Source organism: Pseudoalteromonas sp. MMG024 (assembly GCF_021654175.1).
Lineage (GTDB): Bacteria > Pseudomonadota > Gammaproteobacteria > Enterobacterales > Alteromonadaceae > Pseudoalteromonas.
In genome coordinates this window covers 128190-147700 of the sequence record NZ_JAKFZO010000007.1, presented here as the reverse complement: position 1 = coordinate 147700, position 19511 = coordinate 128190, and the positions used below count along the sequence as shown (strand labels likewise).

The following is a 19511-nucleotide window of genomic DNA, read 5'->3' as shown; positions in this document are numbered from 1 at the left end:
AATAGGCAAATAGTAAAATTTAAAATGCCACTTTATGTGGCATTTTTTGTGCCTGAATTGGACGGTGTTTTGTTGTTGCTTCTTGACTTAGCCCACTAGCTTTACAAAGCAACGCCGCGATCAAAAAGCGTTGCACTTGAACGAAATTTAGACCACAAAGAACAACACGCTCGAGTGCAGAGTGTTACATTTTTTAACTTACATATATTGTTGAGAAGTATTATCATCAAATAAGGAAATATCTGCCACATCAGTTCCGGAGACAGGAATGCACCTATTTAACAAGCTACGCACTCAGCTAAACGAAAAGCCTTATATCATCGCTATTTTTATTACTGTTTTTATTATCTTATGGATGATGTCAGGTGGCTCAAATGCCAATGAGCAAAGCACCTCTGAATCCCAGCAGCGTATTGCTAAAGTTAAAGTTGAAACCTTGCAGGCGAAGCCAATTAACCGTTCATTGCAGCTTTATGGTCGCACCGAACCAAATAAGGTTGCCAGTGTTGCCGCTCGTCAAGAAGGTGAAGTAATTGAGATTCTTGTTAAAGAGGGTCAGTTTGTTGAGCAAGGTACGGTTATTCTTAAACTCGATAAGTCCGATTTAGATTCACAAATTACCGCTGCAAAAGCATTACTTGAACAAAGCGAAGTAGAGTACCAAGGAGCACTCAAGCTAAAGCAAAAAGGACTTAATGATCAATCTGCGTTAGCGCGTGCAAAGGCAAGTTTAGAGCAGGCAAAGGCGAGCCTTGCAAATCTTGAACTATCGCTTAAACGAACAGAAATTAAAGCCCCATTTTCTGGTGTAATTAATCAGCGCCTTGTTGAACTAGGTGATTACTTGGGGCGTGGTGACCCAATTTTAGAATTGGCTGATTTAAACCCACTTGTGGTACGCGCCGATGTAACGCAAAAAGAAGTGATGGGATTAAGTGTAGGGCAAAGCGTAACGGGTTTATTTATTAACAATAAAACCTATAGTGGAAAAATTCGTTACATCGCTTCCGTTGCTGATGAGGGCACTAACACATTTAAAATTGAAGCGGCATTTGATAACCCAAATATTAGATACCGTGCAGGTTTTTCTACCCAGCTTGATATTACTTATGATGAAGTAAACGCGATTCATTTAAGCCCAGCATTTATGGCACTCGATGAAGACGGCAACATTGGTGTTAAAACGGTTGATAACAATAACCGCGTGGTGTTTTCGCCGATTGATGTTGTGAAGTCAGAAGCCTCAGGCGTGTGGATGGCTGGACTTGGCGAAAGCGCAAATGTGATTACCCTAGGTCAAGGTTTTGTGCGAATTGGCGATACGGTTGAACCTGTGTTTGCGAATGAGCAAGAGTATAGAGGGCAGCATAATGCGCACATTAATTGATGCTTCACTCAGTCGCACTCGTACCGTTTTATCAATATTCATTTTATTGATTATTTCGGGCTGGGTGACCTACCAAAATATTCCAAAAGAAGCGAATCCTGATGTCACTATTCCATTTATCTATGTATCGATAGTACATGATGGCATTTCGCCAGAAGATGCAGAGCGTTTGTTAGTTCGCCCTATGGAAATAGAACTGCGGGCTATCGAAGGGGTAAAGGAAATGACGGCGGTTGCCAGTGAAGGTCACGCATCCGTTACGCTTGAGTTTTTCGCAGGCTCTGATCCAAAAGAAGCGCTTGCTGATGTGCGCGACAAGGTGTCGCTTGCAAAAGCTAAACTGCCCTCGGAAACCGAAGAGCCAGAAGTACACGAAGTATTGATGGAAGATCAGCAACCAACAATTACCTTAACGCTTTCGGGCGATATTCCTGAACGCGGCTTATTAACGCTCGCACGTAATTTAAAAGATGAGTTGGAATCAATCTCAAGTGTATTAGAGGTCGAAATCGGCGGCGAGCGCGAAGACATGGTTGAGATTGTTGTCGACCCACTTTTAATGGAGTCGTATGGTCTTGACCAAAATGATATCTATAGCTTACTCACCAATAATAACCGCTTAGTGGCTGCGGGCACACTGGATACGGGTAAGGGCCGTTTTGCGGTAAAAATTCCATCTGTTTTTGAAACTATTCAAGATGTTATGGAACAACCGGTAAAAGTATCGGGTGATAAAGTTGTACGCTTTATGGATGTAGCGCAAATTAGACGCTCTTATAAAGATCCAAATTCGATTGCACGTATTAATGGCCAACAAGCGGTATCGCTCGAAGTTAAAAAGCGTGCTGGTGAAAACATTATTGATACGGTTGATCAAGTTAAAGCCAAAGTGGAAGAAAGCAAAACAGTTTGGCCAAATCACATTAAGGTAACTTATACCGGTGATATGAGTAAAGACGTAAAAGACATGCTGTCTGACTTACAAAATAATGTGCTTTCTGCCGTGCTTTTAGTCGTTATTGTGATTATCGCGATTTTAGGCACGCGCTCCGCGTTTTTAGTGGGAGTAGCCATTCCAGGCTCATTTCTCACCGGTATTTTAGTGATTGCGATATTTGGTTTAACGGTCAACATTGTTGTGCTGTTTGCCTTGATTATGGCGGTAGGTATGTTGGTAGATGGCGCCATTGTTGTGAGTGAATTTGCCGACCGTATGATGAGTGAAGGCATGCCGCGTAAAAAAGCTTATGCGGTTGCTGCTAAGCGCATGGCATGGCCAATTATTGCATCAACAGCTACTACGTTAGCGGCATTTGCACCGCTGATTTTCTGGCCGGGTATGATGGGTGAATTTATGAAGTATTTACCGATAACCTTAATTGCCACACTCTCTGCGTCACTAATAATGGCGCTGGTATTTGTGCCAACAATTGGTAGTTTAATTGGTAAAGTTCGCCCGCTGACAGAAGAACAAAAGCAAAACCTATTGGTAGCGGAAGAAGGTAACCTAACACAATTAAAAGGCGCAACAGGGCGTTATGTTCGCTTACTTGACCGTGCGATTAAGCGTCCATTACTGAGTTTATTTGCCGCGATTGGTTTTTCTGTTTTAGTGTTTATTAGTTACGGCATGTCAGGGCTTGGCGTTGAGTTCTTTCCTGATGTAGAGCCGAATGGCATTAACTTAAAGGTGCGCAGTTACGGTGATTTGTCGATTTATGAAAAAGACCAAATCATGAAAGATATTGAAGCGCGTATTTTAACGGTTGAGGGCATAAAAACTCTGTATTCTCGCTCCGGTGGCAAAGATATCGTCGGATCACTGCGTATGAACTTAAAAGACTGGGATAAACGCCGTCCGGCAGATCAAATTATTGAAGAAGTGCTTGGCAATACTTCAGATATGGCTGGTGTAGAAATTGAAATCCGCAAAGATGAAAATGGTCCCGGCGGCGGCAAAGATTTATCAATTGAACTCAGTTCTAAGTTCCCAGATGTATTAAATGAAGAGGCGCGCCGCATTCGTAATGCGATAGAAAACGACGGCGCTTTTGTGAATGTGGACGATTCAGCCTCAAAACCAGGTATTGAATGGCAACTCAAACTAAACCGAGCAGATGCCGCGCGTTTTGGAGCAGATGCAACCATGCTTGGCGCTAACGTGCAAATGGTAACTAACGGTTTGAAACTAGGTGAATATCGCCCTGATGACGTCGATGATGAAATTGATATTCGTGTCCGTTTTCCAGCAGATAAACGTGATTTAGGCCGATTAGAAACGCTGCGAGTAAAAACTCAGCACGGTCAAGTGCCAATTACTCATTTTATTGAGCGTAAAGCGGTACAAAAAGTGGATACCATCAATCGAGTTGATAGCCACAGAGTAGTTACGGTGAATGCTGATGTTAGAGTAGGTCAACAACTAGGTAAGGCATTACCGCGCTTGCAAGCGCAACTTGAAGCGCAAGGGCTAGACCCTCGCGTGAAACTAAAAGTGCGTGGTGAAAATGAAGAGCAAGATGAATCTATGGTGTTCTTAGAAAAAGCCTTTTTAGTGGCACTTTTTGTGATGGGCATTATCTTAGTTACTCAATTTAATAGTTTCTATCAAGCAATGCTGATCTTAAGTGCAGTGCTGTTTTCAACGGTGGGTGTATTCTTAGGCTTGATTATCTTGCAACAGCCATTTGGCATTGTGATGTCGGGCATCGGTGTTATTTCATTAGCAGGAATAGTGGTTAACAATAATATTGTATTGATTGATACCTATAATGTTCTGCGCAGACAAGGTATGGACCAACACGAGGCGATTTTGCGAACTGGTGCTCAGCGCCTAAGACCTGTGCTGCTAACAACCGTTACCACGATACTGGGCTTAATGCCTATGGTACTGCAAATTAATATCGACTTATTTAACCGAGAAATAGCGTTTGGTGCGCCGTCAACGCAATGGTGGGTGCAATTAGCAACAGCTGTGGCCGGAGGCCTTGCCTTTGCAACAGTGCTTACCTTAGTACTCACACCGTGCTTATTGGCTCTTAGAAAAAAGCCGATGCAATATCAAGATGCCGAGATTGTAGAGCACAAACTGGCAAGCTAGCTTAAGTTAAAAATGAAAAGAGCATCAATTGATGCTCTTTTTTTATGCTAGTTTGTTTTCGTCAGGTGTAGCATCAGGGTAAAAAACGCCAAGATAACGCAGCTAACACCGAGAATATAAAAAAAGCCTTTCTTCCCTTGTTTTAACGGGATGTTGTTTACCTTAAGAAAGTAAAACCACGCAAAGCACAGTAAAACTGGTAGTAAAAAAAACAATCTAATCATAAAGATGAATACTTATTTATTGTTTTATTAGGTTATAGCAAAACGCGGAAGTCTGCCACAATTGAAAATATTGACTATATTTTAGCTAGTCACTTTGACCGATAGACGAAAATATTAGTACTAAATTTTTATGCACTTTTAATAATTACTTATACTGGATCAATCTAATTCCTGCATTTGGTCGCTATAATTTGTAGATTAACCGCAAAATTTGTAGGGCATTTACTCAAAGTAGGTAGAATGTGCTAACTAAAATTTTATGCTAGGTATTGTGTATTCTTACCAATATTCTCAGTGTGGTTTAAGTGGGTTGATAGAATAGAGCATTTCCAATCATCAATAGGAGAAGTAATTATGATGGGGAAAACAGTTGCGTCGGAAGAAAATTCGCGTTTAACACAATGGCTTAAAGTAAAACGCCAAGAGAAAGGCCACACTATGCGCAGCCTTGCACAGGTGCTTGGAACACCGCATTCATTTGTTGGTAAAATTGAAAACCAAGAACGTCGTTTAGATGTTGTTGAATTTATTCGTTACTGCCAAGCGCTTGAAATAGATCCAATTGAAGGCTTAACGCTATTAAAAAGTGAATAAACATTCACTTTATTTTAAGTAATTTAATGATGCATGGATGCACTACTGCTTGCTATGAAAGCTTGCTTCCAATGCCATTAGGCGCTTCCTAATTAAAAATAAGAAAATTAAAGACGGTATTACCATTAGTGCTGTAAGTAAGAAAAACAGCGCCCAATTCCCATTTAAGTAGTCAATTAAATACCCTGACGACCCCGACAAAAATGTTCTTCCTAAATTTCCTAACGATGCAAGTAACGCATAATGTGTTGCACTAAATGCACGGTCACATAACATTGATATAAATGCCACCATGGCGACTAACGACCATGCTTGAGTAAAGCCATCGACCAAAATGGCCATAGCGTATAGACTCTCGTTTGGTCCCACCATAGCAATAAGCGAAAACATTAAGTTAGAAGCCGCCATTGCAATACCGCTAATAAACAAGCCTTTTACAATGCCATAACGCGAATTAAACAAGCTGCCGAGAAAGGCAAATATAATGGTAATTAAGCCGGTGCCAAGTTTAGAGTAGGTGGCAATTTGTGAATTACTAAAGCCAATTTCTTTGTAAAAGACAATCGACATTCTTCCTAAAAAAGCTTCACCAATTTTAAACAGAAATATAAAGGCCAACAGCGCGAGTGCCGTTTTTACACCGTTACGATTAAAAAACGCTCTAAATGGTTCGGCAATTGTCACCCAAAGCCAAGCGCCAATGCGTTTTAAAAATGATGCGTCAGTTTGAATAAACTCTGCCTCAAGCGCTTTATGAATATATTCGCGATTGGAATCGGGCTCTTTCGCAAAAAACACACCTAGCATTAGGGCTAACATTATTAGTGCCAACACAAAGTAAACGTGTGTCCATTGCCAGTCGGGTAGATCAGCCATGTAAAAAGGCACAGCGCCCAATAACGCATAGCCTGTCCACCAACCTGACGTTGCCATCGTCGCGGCGGCCGTTGTTTTATGAGTCTCGTGCTCGTTTAGAGTATCAATACGAAAGGCATCGATTGCGATATCTTGGGTAGCACCAGCAAGCGCGATAACAAAACAACACAGTGCTACGGTTTGCAATTGGTTATGAATATCAACTTGGCTTAGCCATAAGGTTGCCAGCAAGATAAACACTTGGCTTAGTAAAATCCAACTGCGACGTTGTCCCAGTAATTTGTGAAGTAGGGGTAACTTTACGCGGTCGACTAAAGGCGACCATAAGAAATTAACGCTGTAGCACACAAAGACGATGCCAAAAAGGCCTATCATTGAACGTGATAGGCCTTCATCTTTCAGCCACGCTGACATTACTGAACCAATCAGTATCCAGGGAAAACCGCTCGCAATGCCAAATGCAAACACATTGATTAAGCGGCGATCTTTAAAATAGCCAAGATACTCTGAAACAGTAACCATAGTTGTTTTATTTTACCTATTATTCTTATTATTGAGTGTTGTGTTTACTGTATAGGATCAAGCACTTGTGCTTTTAAAATCACGACAGGTTTCTTTGGTACAAAGCACCAACCCAGTTTGTCGTGGCAGCCTGTTTCAACACGCATTATTTTATCGAGTGTTTCTGAGCCTTCGGTAACATAACCAAATACAGCAAAGCCCCATTCACGACCAGGGTTTAAATGGTCGTTGTCGTTCATATTGAAAAAGAACTGACGTGTGGCTGAATGTGGTTTGCGGTCTTGGTAGGCCATTGCGATAGTGTACATATCGTTTTTTAAACCATTGCCACTTTCGTTTGGAATTGCAGGCCCCATGTATGCGCCGTCGTAATCTTTATCGTAACCGCCACCTTGAATCACAAAGTCACGCTCTTGCTCTGCATCGTGTTCAACGCGGTGAAAAACGGTATCTTCGTAGCCACCATCAACTACGTAACCTAAAAAGTTATTTACCGTAATAGGCGCCTTACGACGGTCTAATTCAACGGTGATATCACCCATGGTGGTGGTGAATTTAACCAAAGGGAAGGCGTTATCTTTTTGCACAAACTCGCCTTTTTTAATCAGATTAGCAGCGCTTGAAAAGCTCATTAATAGTACGAGTAATGAGATTAAATACTTCATAATATGTAACTCCTAGCGATTAACCGCGTTAACAAATTCAGGGTCTGTCACAATACGTGTGATCATTTCTTCAATTAAGCGATTAACTTGCTGTTCTACTTTTGCTTTATCAAAGCTAAGTGGCGCTTCACTTTGCTTATTGCCTTTATAACGCTTAGCAAAACGGTGCTCAGTGGTTTCAATCACAACTTCAAGCTCTGCATTGGTAATTGTGGTGTGTTTGTGTAATTGCTGTTTAATCGTGGTATCTAATCGCTGAATATTAACATCGAGCGCTTTACCCATGCCGCTATTGTTTGCACCCACTTGGGCTAATGCTTGTTCAATTGCTGGCGTAATTGACTCTGCAAGGTATTTATCGGCAAGCGTTTGGTTACCATCGCTATTTTTAATGGTAACTGTGGTAAAGCTCGCACGGCGGTCGTTGACTGATAAACTCACATCTTGCTGCACCATTTTTTGGTGTGTTTGTGTATAGTTAGGACTGAATATAAATCTCTGTGACGGTGTGCTGCATCCAGCAAGAAAGCCCAAAGTGAGGGCCAAAACGGTAACTTTATATTTTGCATTCATAATTATAATGCTCTCTTTTTAGCGCTTAAAACGACAAATTTCTTATTTGAGCCTAATAGCTTGTAGCCACCAAATAGGCGTTTTAGCTTTTCATGGTAATTTAAATGGCGGTTGCCAACAATACGCAATTCGCCACCGTCACGTAAACAGCGGAAACTATCAACAAACATTTGCCATGCAATATGGTCGGTGACTGCTTGCTGCTGGTGAAATGGCGGGTTGCATAAAATCAAATCGGCACTATTACTTTCTACACCTGTGAGACAGTCATTGTGTAAAAAAGTGCAGTTTTCTAACTGTTCTGGCAGATTTGCTGCGACATTGTGTTTAGCTGATGCAACAGCCATTGCTGACTCATCAACAAAGGTAACAAGTGCGTTGGGGCAGCGTTCAAGAGTGGTTAAACCAATGACACCATTGCCACAGCCTAAATCGATGATGCGCTGTTTTTTATTTCCTTGTGGTAAGTAATTGATAAAAAAGCGTGCACCAATATCTAATGAGTCACGACTAAACACGTTGGCGTGATTTGTGATGGTAAATTGCGTTTTTTCAAGAGGCCAAGTGATTGGAAACTTGCTTTCTTGTGGCTTGTTGTGTTGTTTACTTAAAATTAAACGGGCTTTTTTAACTGCGAGTGATGTTGTTGTTGGCCCTGAAAAACGTTCAAATAACTGAATGGTAGATGAGTGGATGTCTTTTGCTTTACCTGCAGCAATAATCGGGATGTCTTGGCGTAAAACTTTACTCAATTGGCTAAGTAAAAAAGTTAAGTAACCCGCGTTTTTCGGTACTTTTATAAGTACTAGGTCAAGATCGTATGGTAGAGCATCTAAGCTTTTTAAAAACACCGTATTTTCACCAGTGAGCTGGTTTTGCTGGAGGTTGTAATGTGCAGCCTGTTCTGCCACAAACGAATCATTCAGATGGTAGATAAATGCATGATTAAATGCACAGGCTAGGGCGCCAAAACCGTCGTTAATGATCAGTACTTTGCTGCTGTTTTCTACTAACTGCTGCTGTTCTATATAATTTACTAAATACTCATCAGCCGCATCCCATGCTTGTAAGCTCGCGTTTTTTTGTTTGAGCGGAAAGCGTGATAGGGTAAATGTGTTCTCACCTAATTGAGCAATTTCATTTAGCTGTGAGTCTGAAGATGTTTGCGACATAACGGTGTTGTGAATTTATTTTTAAAGGTGCAGTAGTTTATCATGGCTTGGAATGTTTCTAACAGCATTGAGAGAATAAATAAGGCGCAATGTGTCGCGCCAGACTTTTATTATTTCGAACACTTTATTGCAGAGCAAAAAGCGCGTTCCTTGTATCAACAATTACTGGCTTTAGAGTGGCAGCAACCAACACTGACCATTTTTAACAAACAACATACAATTCCGCGTAAACAAATCTATATGGGCGATGCGGGGACTGGCTACCGCTATTCTAATCAACTGTTTTTGCCCGAGCCTTGGCATGCTAGCGTACTTAATTTAAAAAATAGCCTTAATAATTGGTTTGGCACCCAGTTTAATGCTGCGCTGCTTAACTGGTATCGCAGTGGCGAAGATAAAATGGGTTGGCATGCGGATGATGAGCCTGAGCTGGGGTTTTCCCCAACCATAGCGTCGATTTCTCTAGGTAGCTCACGCAAGTTTAAAATACGCGAAAACACTTCAAAGCATGTGACGGATCTAATTCTCAGTAATGGCAGTTGTTTGTTGATGACAGGAGATAGTCAGCGCGATTATCAACATTCATTACCGGTACAAAAACGTGTTAATGATGGTCGAATAAACCTGACGTTTCGCACTGTTTGTGGCATATAATAGGCAAAAATTTTCAATGAGAATTAATTATGTCGATGTTAGAGCAAATAGAATCAAAGCTAAAAAACGCGTTTTCTTGTGAACATTTAGAAGTGATTAATGAAAGTCATATGCATAGTCGTGGCACAGAATCACATTTCAAAGTGATTGTTGTTAGTAACGATTTTGAAGGTAAGCGTTTACTCCAGTGTCACCGTATGATCAATGAAGTCCTTGCTGATGAACTAGCGAATCATATTCATGCGTTAGCAATTCACACTTATACGCAATCGCAGTGGAAAAATGCTGATATTCCTAATTCGCCTAAGTGTTTAGGTGGTTCTAAATTTGACCAGTAAGTAACAAATATACCTCAATCTTTTAATGTCCAGCCTTTGATGTGCAACAGGTTGGACTTTTCTCTTTGTTAATTAGGTGTTACATTTTTCCTTTTAAAATGATAACAATAATTAACAATGAGTGCAGTCAACTCTAATTCCTCTTCATCACATTTAATTAAAATCGCCAACCTTCTTGATGCTTTTATAGAGCGAATAGGGCAAACGGTGGCATGGTTTAGTTTTGCGATGGTGCTGATTATGTTTTTAATCGTGCTATTGCGCTATGGCTTTAGTCTTGGTTGGATAGCCATGCAAGAAAGTGTGCTTTATCTTCATGCTTATTTATTTATGTTGGGTTGTAGCTACGCGTTAAAACACGATGAGCATGTACGTGTTGATGTATTTTATCGTCGTTTCTCAAAAGCGAAAAAAGCCTTTGTTAATTTAGTAGGCCACTTAGTGTTATTGTGGCCTGTTGCTATTTTTATTCTGTTTGTAAGTTTCGATTATGTTGCCGTGTCTTGGCAAATTAAAGAGCAATCGCAAGAAGCTGGCGGCCTTCCATTTGTTTACCTATTGAAAAGCTTGATCCCGTTAATGTGTATTTTATTACTGATACAAAGCCTGAGTGAAATTTGTAAGAGCTTAAATGCGCTTTTCAATAAAGGAGATGCGTAATGGAATATATAGCGATTTTACTCTTTATATGTGTTTGCGTTGTACTTTTAATGGGTTTTCCCGTGGCATTTTCATTGGCGGGAACAGCGCTTATTTTTGCAGGTATAGGCAGTCTGTTTGGTATTTTTGATGGGGCGTTTTTGCATGCGTTGCCAAATCGTTTATTTGGCATAGTCACTAATAGCACTTTAATTGCTGTGCCATTATTTGTCTTTATGGGCGTAATGCTGGAAAAATCGAAAGTTGCTGAAAACTTACTGGATGCCATGGCCGTGGTTATGGGTAAACGCAAAGCGGGCATGGGTATTGCGGTTACATTAGTGGGTATGTTGCTTGCCGCAAGTACGGGTATTGTGGGTGCAACCGTTGTAACTATGGGGCTTTTGGCATTACCAACCATGTTAAAGCGCGGCTATAGCGAACAATATAGCTGCGGCATTATTACTGCAACGGGCACGCTTGGGCAGATCATTCCGCCTTCAATCGCATTGGTATTACTGGGTGATGTGTTGTCTAGTAGCTATCAGCAAGCACAACTTAATATGGGAATTTTCTCGCCAGATAATGTCAGTGTAGGCGATTTATTCGCAGGTGCTGTGATCCCTGGCATTATTTTGGTGGGGCTTTATATTTTGTACTCAGTGTTTGTTGCGGTATTTAAACCAGAACAAGTTCCTGCATTATTGGATGAAGATATCGAACATATTAAAAAGCGCAAGCAAGTGTCGCTATTTGTAGCGCTTGTGCCGCCACTTATGCTGATTTTTATTGTACTAGGTTCTATTTTATTTGGTATTGCTACACCAACAGAAGCCGCCGGTGTTGGCGCATTTGGTGCCATTATTTTAGCTATTTGGCAAAAACAGTTTAATTTAAAAAATTTAAATGCAGTAATGCAAAGCACCACCAAAGTGACAGCCATGGTGTTTATGATTTTAATCGGCGCATCTCTGTTTTCACTGGTTTTTAGAGGGTTTGGTGGCGAAGAACTGATTGCTGAAATGTTTGAAGCATTACCCGGTGGCTTATTTGGTGCCATGCTTGTTGTGATGCTAGTGATGTTTTTACTTGGCTTTATTTTAGATTTTATTGAAATCACCTTTGTAGTAGTGCCAATTGTTGCACCGATTTTATTAATGATGGGTGCTGATCCCATTTGGCTTGGCATTATGATTGCGGTGAATTTACAAACCTCGTTTTTAACTCCGCCTTTTGGCTTTGCACTGTTTTATTTACGCGGTGTTGCACCAAAATCGGTGTTTACCTCGCAAATTTACAAAGGCGTGATACCTTTTATTATTATTCAATTGATTTTATTGGCGTTAATGGCAGCGTATCCAAGTTTAGTAACGTGGTTACCTAGCCAGCTTTATGCATAAAATTATTGCAATGGAACGCACGGAGGAAGCATGAAAAAACTAAGTACACTAATCACTTCAATTGCCTTGGCGGTTGGTTTAAGTGGTTGTGGTCAAGAACAACAAACCAGTAATGCAACAACAAATACAGTCGAACAGCAACAAAGCTTTAAATGGAAGCTAGTGACCAGTTGGCCAAAAAATTACCCAGGGCTAGGTACAGCGCCAGAGCGTTTTGCAGAAAATGTGGAGGCAATGAGTAATGGCCGCTTAAAAATTAAAGTGTATGGCGCAGGCGAATTAGTCCCTGGATTTGAAGTATTCGATACCGTATCGAGCGGTACCGCTGAAATGGGCCATAGCGCAGCCTATTATTGGAAAGGAAAAATTCCTGCGGCGCAATTCTTTACTGCAATACCGTTTGGCATGAATGCACAAGAAGTTAACGGCTGGTTGCACCATGGCGGTGGTATGGAATTATGGAAAGAGCTCTATGAACCTTACAACTTAATTCCCGCTGCTGGCGGCAATACCGGTGTACAAATGGCTGGCTGGTTTAAAAAAGAAGTGAATAGCGTTGAGGATTTAAAAGGCTTAAAAATGCGAATTCCGGGTTTAGGTGGTGAAGTGCTCGAAAAACTCGGCGGCGTGCCATTGTCTTTGACTGGTGGTGAAATTTTCACTGCACTGCAAACTGGTGCAATCGATGCGACCGAATGGGTTGGTCCATACAATGACTTAGCATTTGGCTTAAATAAAGCGGCAGAGTTTTACTATTATTCTGGTTGGCATGAACCTGGCGCGAATTTAGAGTTTTTAATTAATAAAGAGGCGTATGCGTCTTTACCGAGTGATTTACAAGCCATTGTGACCTCAGCGATGCGTACTGCAAACCAAGATATGTTAGATGAGTATACGGCTCGCAATAACACAGCGCTTGATCAGCTTAAAAACAAGCACAATGTTAAACTGCGTAAATTCTCGCCAGAAGTAATGCAGGCGCTAAAGGCGGCCACTATGGAGGTCATTAGTGAGCAAGCACGTAATGATGAGGCCGTGGCAAAAGTATGGCGCTCGTACTCAGAGTTCTTACAGCAAGTTAAGGCGTATCACCAGATTTCAGAAATGGAATATTATTCGAATCGATAACACGATAAGATGATAGGGGGCGTAAGCCCCTTTTTTATAAAAATTATTTGCTGATCAGACCTGTTTAGCAGTGCTTTGCTTTAAACTAGCAACAATTTTAAAAGATTTTATTAGGTAAAAGTGGAATTAACTTATGGTTATCAAGCCTAAAATTCGTGGTTTTATTTGTACAAACGCGCACCCAGTAGGCTGTGCAGCTCATGTGAAAGAGCAAATTGAATATGTGAAGTCTCAAGGCCAATTAAAAACTGGACCTAAAAACGTATTAGTAATCGGTGCATCTACTGGTTACGGTCTTGCATCACGTATTACTGCAGCATTTGGCGCAGGCGCAAAAACATTAGGTGTGTTTTTTGAAAAAGAAGGTACGGAAAAGCGTACAGGTTCTGCAGGCTGGTACAACACAGCGGCATTCCAAGCAGAAGCTGAAGCCGCTGGCCTTTGGTCAAAAAACATTAATGGCGATGCATTTTCTAACGAATTAAAAGAAAAAACGATTGCAACCATTAAAGAAGAGCTAGGTAAAGTTGATTTAGTTATTTACAGCCTTGCTTCACCACGTCGCACCGATCCAAATACAGGCGAAACCTATTCATCAGTACTTAAGCCAATTGGTAACTCTGTAACAACTAAAAACTTAAACACGTCTAAGCGTATTATTGATGAAGTAACCGTTGACGCAGCAAGTGAAGAAGAAATCGCTAATACTGTAAAAGTTATGGGCGGTGAAGACTGGGAAATGTGGCTTGATGCACTACAACAAGCTGATGTACTTGCTGACGGTTTTAAAACAACAGCTTACACCTACATTGGTAAAGAATTAACGTGGCCAATTTATGGCCATGCGACAATCGGTAAAGCAAAAGAAGACTTAGACCGTGCAGCCGCAGCAATTAAAGATAAAACAGCGAACCTAAATGGTGAAGCGTATGTTTCTTCACTAAATGCTGTTGTAACGCAAGCGAGCTCAGCAATTCCAATTATGCCACTTTACATTTCTGGTCTATTCAAAGTGATGAAAGAAGATGGCACTTACGAAGGTACAATTGAGCAGATCAATGGTTTATTCCGTGAAAACCTTTACGGTGATAACCCACGCTTTGACGAAGATGGCCATTTATTCCAAAACTACAAAGAGTTGGAAGATGACGTTCAAGCTCGCGTACAAACTATTTGGGATACTGTAGATAGCGATTCAATTGACGAACTTACGGATTACGTGAGCTACCATAATGAATTTTTAAAACTATTCGGTTTTGGTATCGACAGCGTGGATTACGACGCTGATGTAAACCCAGTTGCAGATATCGAGTTAGTGTAAAGCTCTGAGTCTCTTTTTAGAGTTCAGAAGGTTGGTGTTGTAGCACGCCGATATTCTGAACTCTTAATTCTCAATTCCACCAATCTTCTTTCCCCTGAAAATTTCTCACATAACACTTTTGGCTAATTGATTTAATTAAAATGGTGATCGACCCAGTAGATTAGAGCGTTTAGTAACTTGTAAAGTACAAATTTTAGGCTTTAATTTGTAAGCATAAATTTCAATTTAGACTCGCATAGTCATCCGAATTAATGTTAAAATTCGGGGAATATGTATAGATTCGATTGTATCGCCTAATATTTGCACTTTCGTGAATGTTTGGTGGTACATGGTTAGATTTTTCAGTTTCTTTTCATTAATGTAATGCAAGTGCGTATGATCAACATAAAAAAAGGTCTGGACTTGCCAATTGAAGGCGCACCTTCGCAGGTGATTCATGACGGTTCTGCCGTTAAACGAGTCGCTGTGCTAGGTGAAGAATTTATTGGTATGCGTCCTACCATGCATGTTCGTGTGGATGACCAAGTCAAGAAAGGCCAAGTTCTTTTTGTCGACAAAAAGAATCCTGGCGTTAAGTATACTGCACCAGCCTCTGGTGTTGTTAAAGAAGTCAATCGCGGTGCTAAGCGTGTATTGCAATCTGTTGTTATTGAAGTTAACGGCAGTGAGCAAGAAACGTTTGCGTCTTTTTCGGCAGGTGAGCTAGCGAGCCTTGACCGTGCAAAAGTGCAAGAAGTACTGGTTGAATCAGGTCAATGGCCGGCGCTTCGTACCCGTCCATTCAGTAAAGTTCCAGCTTTGGATTCAACGCCAAGCTCGATCTTTGTTACTGCAATTGACACTAACCCATTAGCAGCAGACCCAGCAATTGTTATTGCTGAACAAGCTGAAGCGTTTGAAGCAGGCCTTGCGGTTGTTTCTCGCCTAACTAACGGTAAAGTGTTTGTATGTAAGGCGCCTGGTGCAACTGTTCCTTCTTCATCTGTAGCTCAAGTAGAAGTACATGAGTTCGGTGGTAAGCACCCAGCAGGTTTAGTCGGTACTCACATTCACCACTTAGACGCTGTTTCTGCTAGCAAGCAGGTATGGCACTTAGGTTACCAGGATGTGATTGCATTCGGTAAGCTATTCCTAACAGGTGAAATCTTCACTGATCGCGTTGTGGCGTTAGCAGGTCCTACTGTTAAAAACCCACGTTTAGTTAAAACTCAACTAGGTGCATCTACAGATGACATCGTTGCTGGTGAGTTAGAAGATGGCGAAAACCGTGTGATTTCTGGTTCTGTACTTTCGGGTACTACGGCAAGTGGCCCTCATGCTTTCTTAGGTCGTTACCACACTCAGATTACAGCATTATTAGAAGGTCGTGAAAAAGAATTATTCGGCTGGATTGCTCCAGGTGCGAAGAAGTTCTCAGTAACACGTACTTTCCTATCGCATTTAGCGCCTAGTCGTTTATTCAAAATGACGACATCAACAGGTGGCTCAAGCCGTTCTATGGTGCCAATCGGTAACTACGAGCGCATTATGCCTTTAGATATCCTTCCTACTTTATTACTGCGTGATTTAATCGCAGGTGATTTAGATGGTGCGATTTCGCTAGGTGCACTTGAGCTAGATGAAGAAGATTTAGCGCTATGTACCTTCGTTTGTCCAGGTAAATACGAGTATGGTCCAATCCTTCGTGAACGCCTGACTACTATTGAGAAGGAAGGTTAATCCCATGGGCTTAAAGAAGTTTCTTGAAGATATCGAGCCGCATTTTGAACCAGGTGGTAAACACGAAAAATGGTATGCACTGTATGAAGCAGCTGCGACTATTTTCTACACGCCAGGTCATGTAACTAAAACCGGCTCTCACGTACGTGATAATATCGACCTTAAACGTATTATGATCTTAGTGTGGATGGCAACATTCCCAGCTATGTTCTTCGGTATGTTTAACATTGGTCATCAAGCGTCAATTGCGCTTGCTAATGGTTTCGCTTTAGGTGATTCATGGCAGGTTGCGTTATTCCAAATGTTTGGCGGTGAATTAACTGCAACATCGGGTTGGGGCGCTAAAATGTTCTACGGTGCTTGTTTCTTCCTACCAATTTACGCAACTGTGTTTGCTGTAGGTGGTTTCTGGGAAGTACTATTTGCATCGATTCGTAAGCACGAAGTTAACGAAGGTTTCTTCGTAACATCGGTACTATTCGCACTTATTCTGCCAGCGACGATTCCTCTTTGGCAGGTAGCACTAGGTATTACCTTTGGTGTGGTAATGGCGAAAGAAGTATTTGGTGGTACAGGCCGTAACTTCTTAAACCCAGCACTTGCTGGTCGTGCGTTCCTATTCTTCGCATACCCTGCTCAAATCTCAGGTGATACTGTGTGGACAGCGGTAGATGGTTTCTCTGGTGCGACTATGCTAGGCCAAGCGGTTGTTGGTAGCGTTGACTACAGCAACATGGAGCTATGGTGGAATGCATTCTACGGTTTCGTTCAAGGTTCTGTAGGTGAAACGTCGACACTAGCACTGATGATTGGTGGTTTAGCACTAATTTACTTCCGTATCGCTTCATGGCGCATCGTACTAGGTGTGTTTGCAGGTATGGTTGCAATGTCATTCCTATTAAATGGTATCGGCTCTGAAACCAATAACATGTTCGCTATGCCTTGGCATTGGCACCTAGTGCTAGGTGGCTTCGCATTTGGTATGTTCTTCATGGCGACCGACCCAGTTTCTGCATCTTTCACAGATAAAGGTAAGTGGGCATACGGTATTCTTATTGGTGTAATGGTTGTATTAATCCGTGTTGTAAACCCTGCATACCCAGAAGGTATGATGCTAGCAATTCTATTTGCTAACTTGTTTGCACCGTTATTCGACCACTTTGTAGTTCAGTCGAACATCAAGAGGAGATTGGCTCGTGGCTAGTAATAACGAATCTATCGGCAAAACACTTGGTGTTGTAGTTGGCTTATGTTTAGTGTGCGCGGTAGTTGTATCGCTTGCCGCTGTGCAACTTCGTCCACTACAGCAAGCAAATAAAACACAAGACGTTCAGCGCAATATTCTAGCTGCTGCTGGTTTTGCTGACGTTAAAAATGTGTCTGAAACATTTAATGCAAACATTGAAGCTCGCGTTGTTGATATGAAAACAGGTGACTTCGTTGACACTGATCCAAACAGCTTTGATTTTGAAATGACTAAGTTCGATGCTAAACGCAGCATCAAACTAGACAAGCAAGACGACAAAGCAGGTGTTCAGCGCATGACAACTGAGTCGCCAGTTTATTTTGCAAAAAATGATAGCGGTAAAGTAGAAACAATCATTCTACCAGTTCAAGGTTACGGCCTTTGGGGTATTATGTATGGTTTCTTAGCGTTAGATACTGATACTAAAACAGTTAAAGCGATTAACTTCTACAAGCACAATGAAACGCCGGGTCTAGGTGGTGAAATCCAAAACCCTAAGTGGACTGCGACTTGGGAAGACAAGCAATTACCAGTTGATATCGTAAAAGGTACAGCGGGTAACAATGTGCATAAAGTGGATGGTTTATCAGGTGCGACACTTACCTCTGTAGGTGTTGATAACACATTCAAGTTCTGGACAAGCGATAAAGCATTCGGTCCATTCCTTGCGAAAGTACGTGAAGGAGCATTGAACTAATGGCAAATTCAAAAGAAATGAAAGAAGTTTTATTGGGTCCAGTTTTTGCAAACAACCCAATTGCACTTCAAGTACTGGGCATTTGTTCTGCATTAGCAGTAACTTCAAGCCTTAAAAATGCGCTTATCATGTCAATCGCATTGACATTAGTAACGGCTTTCTCGAGCTTATTCATCTCGATGATCCGTAACCATATTCCATCAAGCGTACGTATTATCGTACAGATGACGATTATTGCATCATTAGTAATTGTTGTTGACCAAACGCTACAAGCGTTTGTTTACGCAACAGCGAAAGAGCTTTCGGTATTCGTTGGTCTAATCATTACTAACTGTATTGTAATGGGCCGCGCGGAAGCATATGCAATGAAGTCGCCACCAATGATGTCTTTCCTAGACGGTATCGGTAATGGTCTTGGTTACTCAGTAGTACTACTAACTGTTGGTTTCATTCGTGAACTATTCGGTAAAGGTACGCTGTTTGATGTTGAAATCTTACCATTAGTTTCTGAAGGTGGTTTCTATCAGCCAATGGGTCTTCTAATTCTTCCACCAAGTTCTTTCTTCATCATTGGTTTATTCATTTGGGTACTTCGTACTTATAAGAAAGACCAAGTAGAGAAAGCATAAGAGGTAAGAGATGGAACATTATATTAATCTATTTATCAAAGCGGTTTTCATTGAAAACTTAGCGCTTTCTTTCTTCCTAGGTATGTGTACATTCCTAGCGGTATCAAAGAAAGTTACTACCTCTTTAGGTCTTGGTGTTGCTGTAATCTTCGTATTAGGTGTTGCAGTACCAGTAAACAACTTGGTTTACCACAACTTGCTTGCACCTGGTGCTCTTGAGTGGTTAGGTTACCCTGAAGCTGACTTAAGCTTCCTTAAATTCCTAACATTCATCGGTGTTATCGCAGCACTTGTGCAAATCCTTGAAATGGCACTTGATAAGTTCTTCCCACCGCTATACAACGCGCTGGGTATCTTCTTACCACTTATCACCGTAAACTGTGCGATTTTTGGTGCAGTAGCATTCATGGTTGAGCGTAACTATAACTTCACTGAATCAGTTGTATTTGGTATTGGTTCTGGTGTTGGTTGGGCGCTTGCAATTGTTGCACTAGCGGGTATTCGTGAGAAGATGAAGTATGCTGATATTCCTGATGGTTTACGTGGTTTAGGTATTACCTTTATTACTGTAGGTCTTATGGGTCTTGGCTTTATGTCATTCTCTGGTATTTCACTTTAAGGTAGCGA

General features: G+C 41.3%; 18 protein-coding genes. 14 read left to right on the top strand and 4 right to left on the bottom strand.

Features of this window, described 5'->3' with window-relative positions; all coding sequences use genetic code 11:
- The first annotated feature begins 268 nt into the window (after positions 1-268).
- The 3 genes from L1068_RS08635 (at position 269) to L1068_RS08625 (ending at position 5305) form a co-directional block, all read left to right on the top strand.
- Entirely contained in the window at positions 269-1387 is a 1119-nt protein-coding gene (locus L1068_RS08635) for an efflux RND transporter periplasmic adaptor subunit (RefSeq protein WP_054980672.1), read from the top strand.
- A complete protein-coding gene (locus L1068_RS08630; protein ID WP_237129924.1) occupies positions 1371-4487 on the top strand; it encodes an efflux RND transporter permease subunit in 3117 nt (1038 codons plus the stop codon). Before L1068_RS08635 ends, L1068_RS08630 begins: the two co-directional genes overlap by 17 nt.
- 578 nt (positions 4488-5065) lie before the next feature.
- Complete coding sequence (locus tag L1068_RS08625) at positions 5066-5305, top strand: helix-turn-helix transcriptional regulator (protein ID WP_010561794.1); 240 nt, start codon at positions 5066-5068, stop codon at positions 5303-5305.
- Between the two features lie 42 nt (positions 5306-5347).
- Here L1068_RS08625 and L1068_RS08620 read toward each other — a convergent pair whose 3' ends face one another.
- Genes L1068_RS08620 through L1068_RS08605 form a run of 4 tightly spaced genes read right to left on the bottom strand, consistent with a single transcriptional unit; the run spans position 5348 to position 9113 of the window.
- On the bottom strand, positions 5348-6703 hold the full coding sequence (locus tag L1068_RS08620) for an MFS transporter (protein ID WP_237129923.1): 1356 nt from the start codon (positions 6701-6703) through the stop codon (positions 5348-5350).
- Positions 6704-6747: 44 nt separating this feature from the next.
- Positions 6748-7368: a peptidylprolyl isomerase gene (locus L1068_RS08615; protein ID WP_237129922.1), complete on the bottom strand. Its 621-nt coding sequence runs from the start codon at positions 7366-7368 to the stop codon at positions 6748-6750.
- Between the two features lie 12 nt (positions 7369-7380).
- Positions 7381-7941, bottom strand: coding sequence for a YajG family lipoprotein (locus L1068_RS08610; RefSeq protein WP_237129921.1), 561 nt, complete (start codon positions 7939-7941; stop codon positions 7381-7383).
- Positions 7942-7943: 2 nt separating this feature from the next.
- The gene (locus L1068_RS08605; protein WP_237129920.1) at positions 7944-9113 is read right to left on the bottom strand and encodes a methyltransferase; all 1170 of its coding nucleotides are present in this window, start codon (positions 9111-9113) and stop codon (positions 7944-7946) included.
- A 42-nt stretch (positions 9114-9155) separates the two neighbouring features.
- Here L1068_RS08605 and L1068_RS08600 point away from each other — a divergent pair, with 42 nt between their 5' ends.
- The 11 genes from L1068_RS08600 (at position 9156) to nqrE (ending at position 19503) form a co-directional block, all read left to right on the top strand.
- Entirely contained in the window at positions 9156-9767 is a 612-nt protein-coding gene (locus L1068_RS08600) for an alpha-ketoglutarate-dependent dioxygenase AlkB (RefSeq protein ID WP_237129919.1), read from the top strand.
- Positions 9768-9796: 29 nt separating this feature from the next.
- Positions 9797-10105, top strand: a complete 309-nt coding sequence (locus L1068_RS08595; protein WP_237129918.1) for a BolA/IbaG family iron-sulfur metabolism protein — start codon at positions 9797-9799, stop codon at positions 10103-10105.
- A 117-nt stretch (positions 10106-10222) separates the two neighbouring features.
- Entirely contained in the window at positions 10223-10765 is a 543-nt protein-coding gene (locus L1068_RS08590) for a TRAP transporter small permease subunit (RefSeq protein WP_100913924.1), read from the top strand.
- Positions 10765-12144 carry a TRAP transporter large permease subunit gene (locus tag L1068_RS08585; RefSeq protein ID WP_237129917.1) on the top strand — a complete coding sequence of 460 codons (1380 nt, stop codon included), beginning with the start codon at positions 10765-10767 and terminating at the stop codon, positions 12142-12144. The genes L1068_RS08590 and L1068_RS08585 overlap by 1 nt, the downstream gene beginning before the upstream one ends.
- Positions 12145-12174: 30 nt before the next feature.
- A complete protein-coding gene (gene dctP, locus L1068_RS08580) occupies positions 12175-13272 on the top strand; it encodes a TRAP transporter substrate-binding protein DctP (RefSeq protein ID WP_237129916.1) in 1098 nt (365 codons plus the stop codon).
- Between the two features lie 133 nt (positions 13273-13405).
- The gene (gene fabV, locus L1068_RS08575; RefSeq protein WP_237129915.1) at positions 13406-14593 is read left to right on the top strand and encodes an enoyl-ACP reductase FabV; all 1188 of its coding nucleotides are present in this window, start codon (positions 13406-13408) and stop codon (positions 14591-14593) included.
- A gap of 375 nt (positions 14594-14968) precedes the next feature.
- Complete coding sequence (locus L1068_RS08570; protein WP_237129914.1) at positions 14969-16312, top strand: Na(+)-translocating NADH-quinone reductase subunit A; 1344 nt, start codon at positions 14969-14971, stop codon at positions 16310-16312.
- A gap of 4 nt (positions 16313-16316) precedes the next feature.
- Positions 16317-17516, top strand: coding sequence for an NADH:ubiquinone reductase (Na(+)-transporting) subunit B (locus L1068_RS08565; RefSeq protein ID WP_010561782.1), 1200 nt, complete (start codon positions 16317-16319; stop codon positions 17514-17516).
- The gene (locus L1068_RS08560; protein WP_237129913.1) at positions 17509-18255 is read left to right on the top strand and encodes a Na(+)-translocating NADH-quinone reductase subunit C; all 747 of its coding nucleotides are present in this window, start codon (positions 17509-17511) and stop codon (positions 18253-18255) included. The genes L1068_RS08565 and L1068_RS08560 overlap by 8 nt, the downstream gene beginning before the upstream one ends.
- The gene (locus tag L1068_RS08555) at positions 18255-18884 is read left to right on the top strand and encodes an NADH:ubiquinone reductase (Na(+)-transporting) subunit D (protein ID WP_038642721.1); all 630 of its coding nucleotides are present in this window, start codon (positions 18255-18257) and stop codon (positions 18882-18884) included. Before L1068_RS08560 ends, L1068_RS08555 begins: the two co-directional genes overlap by 1 nt.
- 10 nt (positions 18885-18894) lie before the next feature.
- A complete protein-coding gene (nqrE, locus tag L1068_RS08550; RefSeq protein ID WP_010561779.1) occupies positions 18895-19503 on the top strand; it encodes an NADH:ubiquinone reductase (Na(+)-transporting) subunit E in 609 nt (202 codons plus the stop codon).
- Positions 19504-19511: the final 8 nt, after the last annotated feature.

Coding starts and splice junctions, on each gene's coding strand:
- L1068_RS08635 (WP_054980672.1), top strand. CDS start 269: ATGCACCTATTTAACAAGCTACGCACTCAGCTAAACGAAAAGCCTTAT.
- L1068_RS08630 (WP_237129924.1), top strand. CDS start 1,371: ATGCGCACATTAATTGATGCTTCACTCAGTCGCACTCGTACCGTTTTA.
- L1068_RS08625 (WP_010561794.1), top strand. CDS start 5,066: ATGATGGGGAAAACAGTTGCGTCGGAAGAAAATTCGCGTTTAACACAA.
- L1068_RS08620 (WP_237129923.1), bottom strand. CDS start 6,703: ATGGTTACTGTTTCAGAGTATCTTGGCTATTTTAAAGATCGCCGCTTA.
- L1068_RS08615 (WP_237129922.1), bottom strand. CDS start 7,368: ATGAAGTATTTAATCTCATTACTCGTACTATTAATGAGCTTTTCAAGC.
- L1068_RS08610 (WP_237129921.1), bottom strand. CDS start 7,941: ATGAATGCAAAATATAAAGTTACCGTTTTGGCCCTCACTTTGGGCTTT.
- L1068_RS08605 (WP_237129920.1), bottom strand. CDS start 9,113: ATGTCGCAAACATCTTCAGACTCACAGCTAAATGAAATTGCTCAATTA.
- L1068_RS08600 (WP_237129919.1), top strand. CDS start 9,156: ATGGCTTGGAATGTTTCTAACAGCATTGAGAGAATAAATAAGGCGCAA.
- L1068_RS08595 (WP_237129918.1), top strand. CDS start 9,797: ATGTCGATGTTAGAGCAAATAGAATCAAAGCTAAAAAACGCGTTTTCT.
- L1068_RS08590 (WP_100913924.1), top strand. CDS start 10,223: ATGAGTGCAGTCAACTCTAATTCCTCTTCATCACATTTAATTAAAATC.
- L1068_RS08585 (WP_237129917.1), top strand. CDS start 10,765: ATGGAATATATAGCGATTTTACTCTTTATATGTGTTTGCGTTGTACTT.
- dctP (WP_237129916.1), top strand. CDS start 12,175: ATGAAAAAACTAAGTACACTAATCACTTCAATTGCCTTGGCGGTTGGT.
- fabV (WP_237129915.1), top strand. CDS start 13,406: ATGGTTATCAAGCCTAAAATTCGTGGTTTTATTTGTACAAACGCGCAC.
- L1068_RS08570 (WP_237129914.1), top strand. CDS start 14,969: ATGATCAACATAAAAAAAGGTCTGGACTTGCCAATTGAAGGCGCACCT.
- L1068_RS08565 (WP_010561782.1), top strand. CDS start 16,317: ATGGGCTTAAAGAAGTTTCTTGAAGATATCGAGCCGCATTTTGAACCA.
- L1068_RS08555 (WP_038642721.1), top strand. CDS start 18,255: ATGGCAAATTCAAAAGAAATGAAAGAAGTTTTATTGGGTCCAGTTTTT.
- nqrE (WP_010561779.1), top strand. CDS start 18,895: ATGGAACATTATATTAATCTATTTATCAAAGCGGTTTTCATTGAAAAC.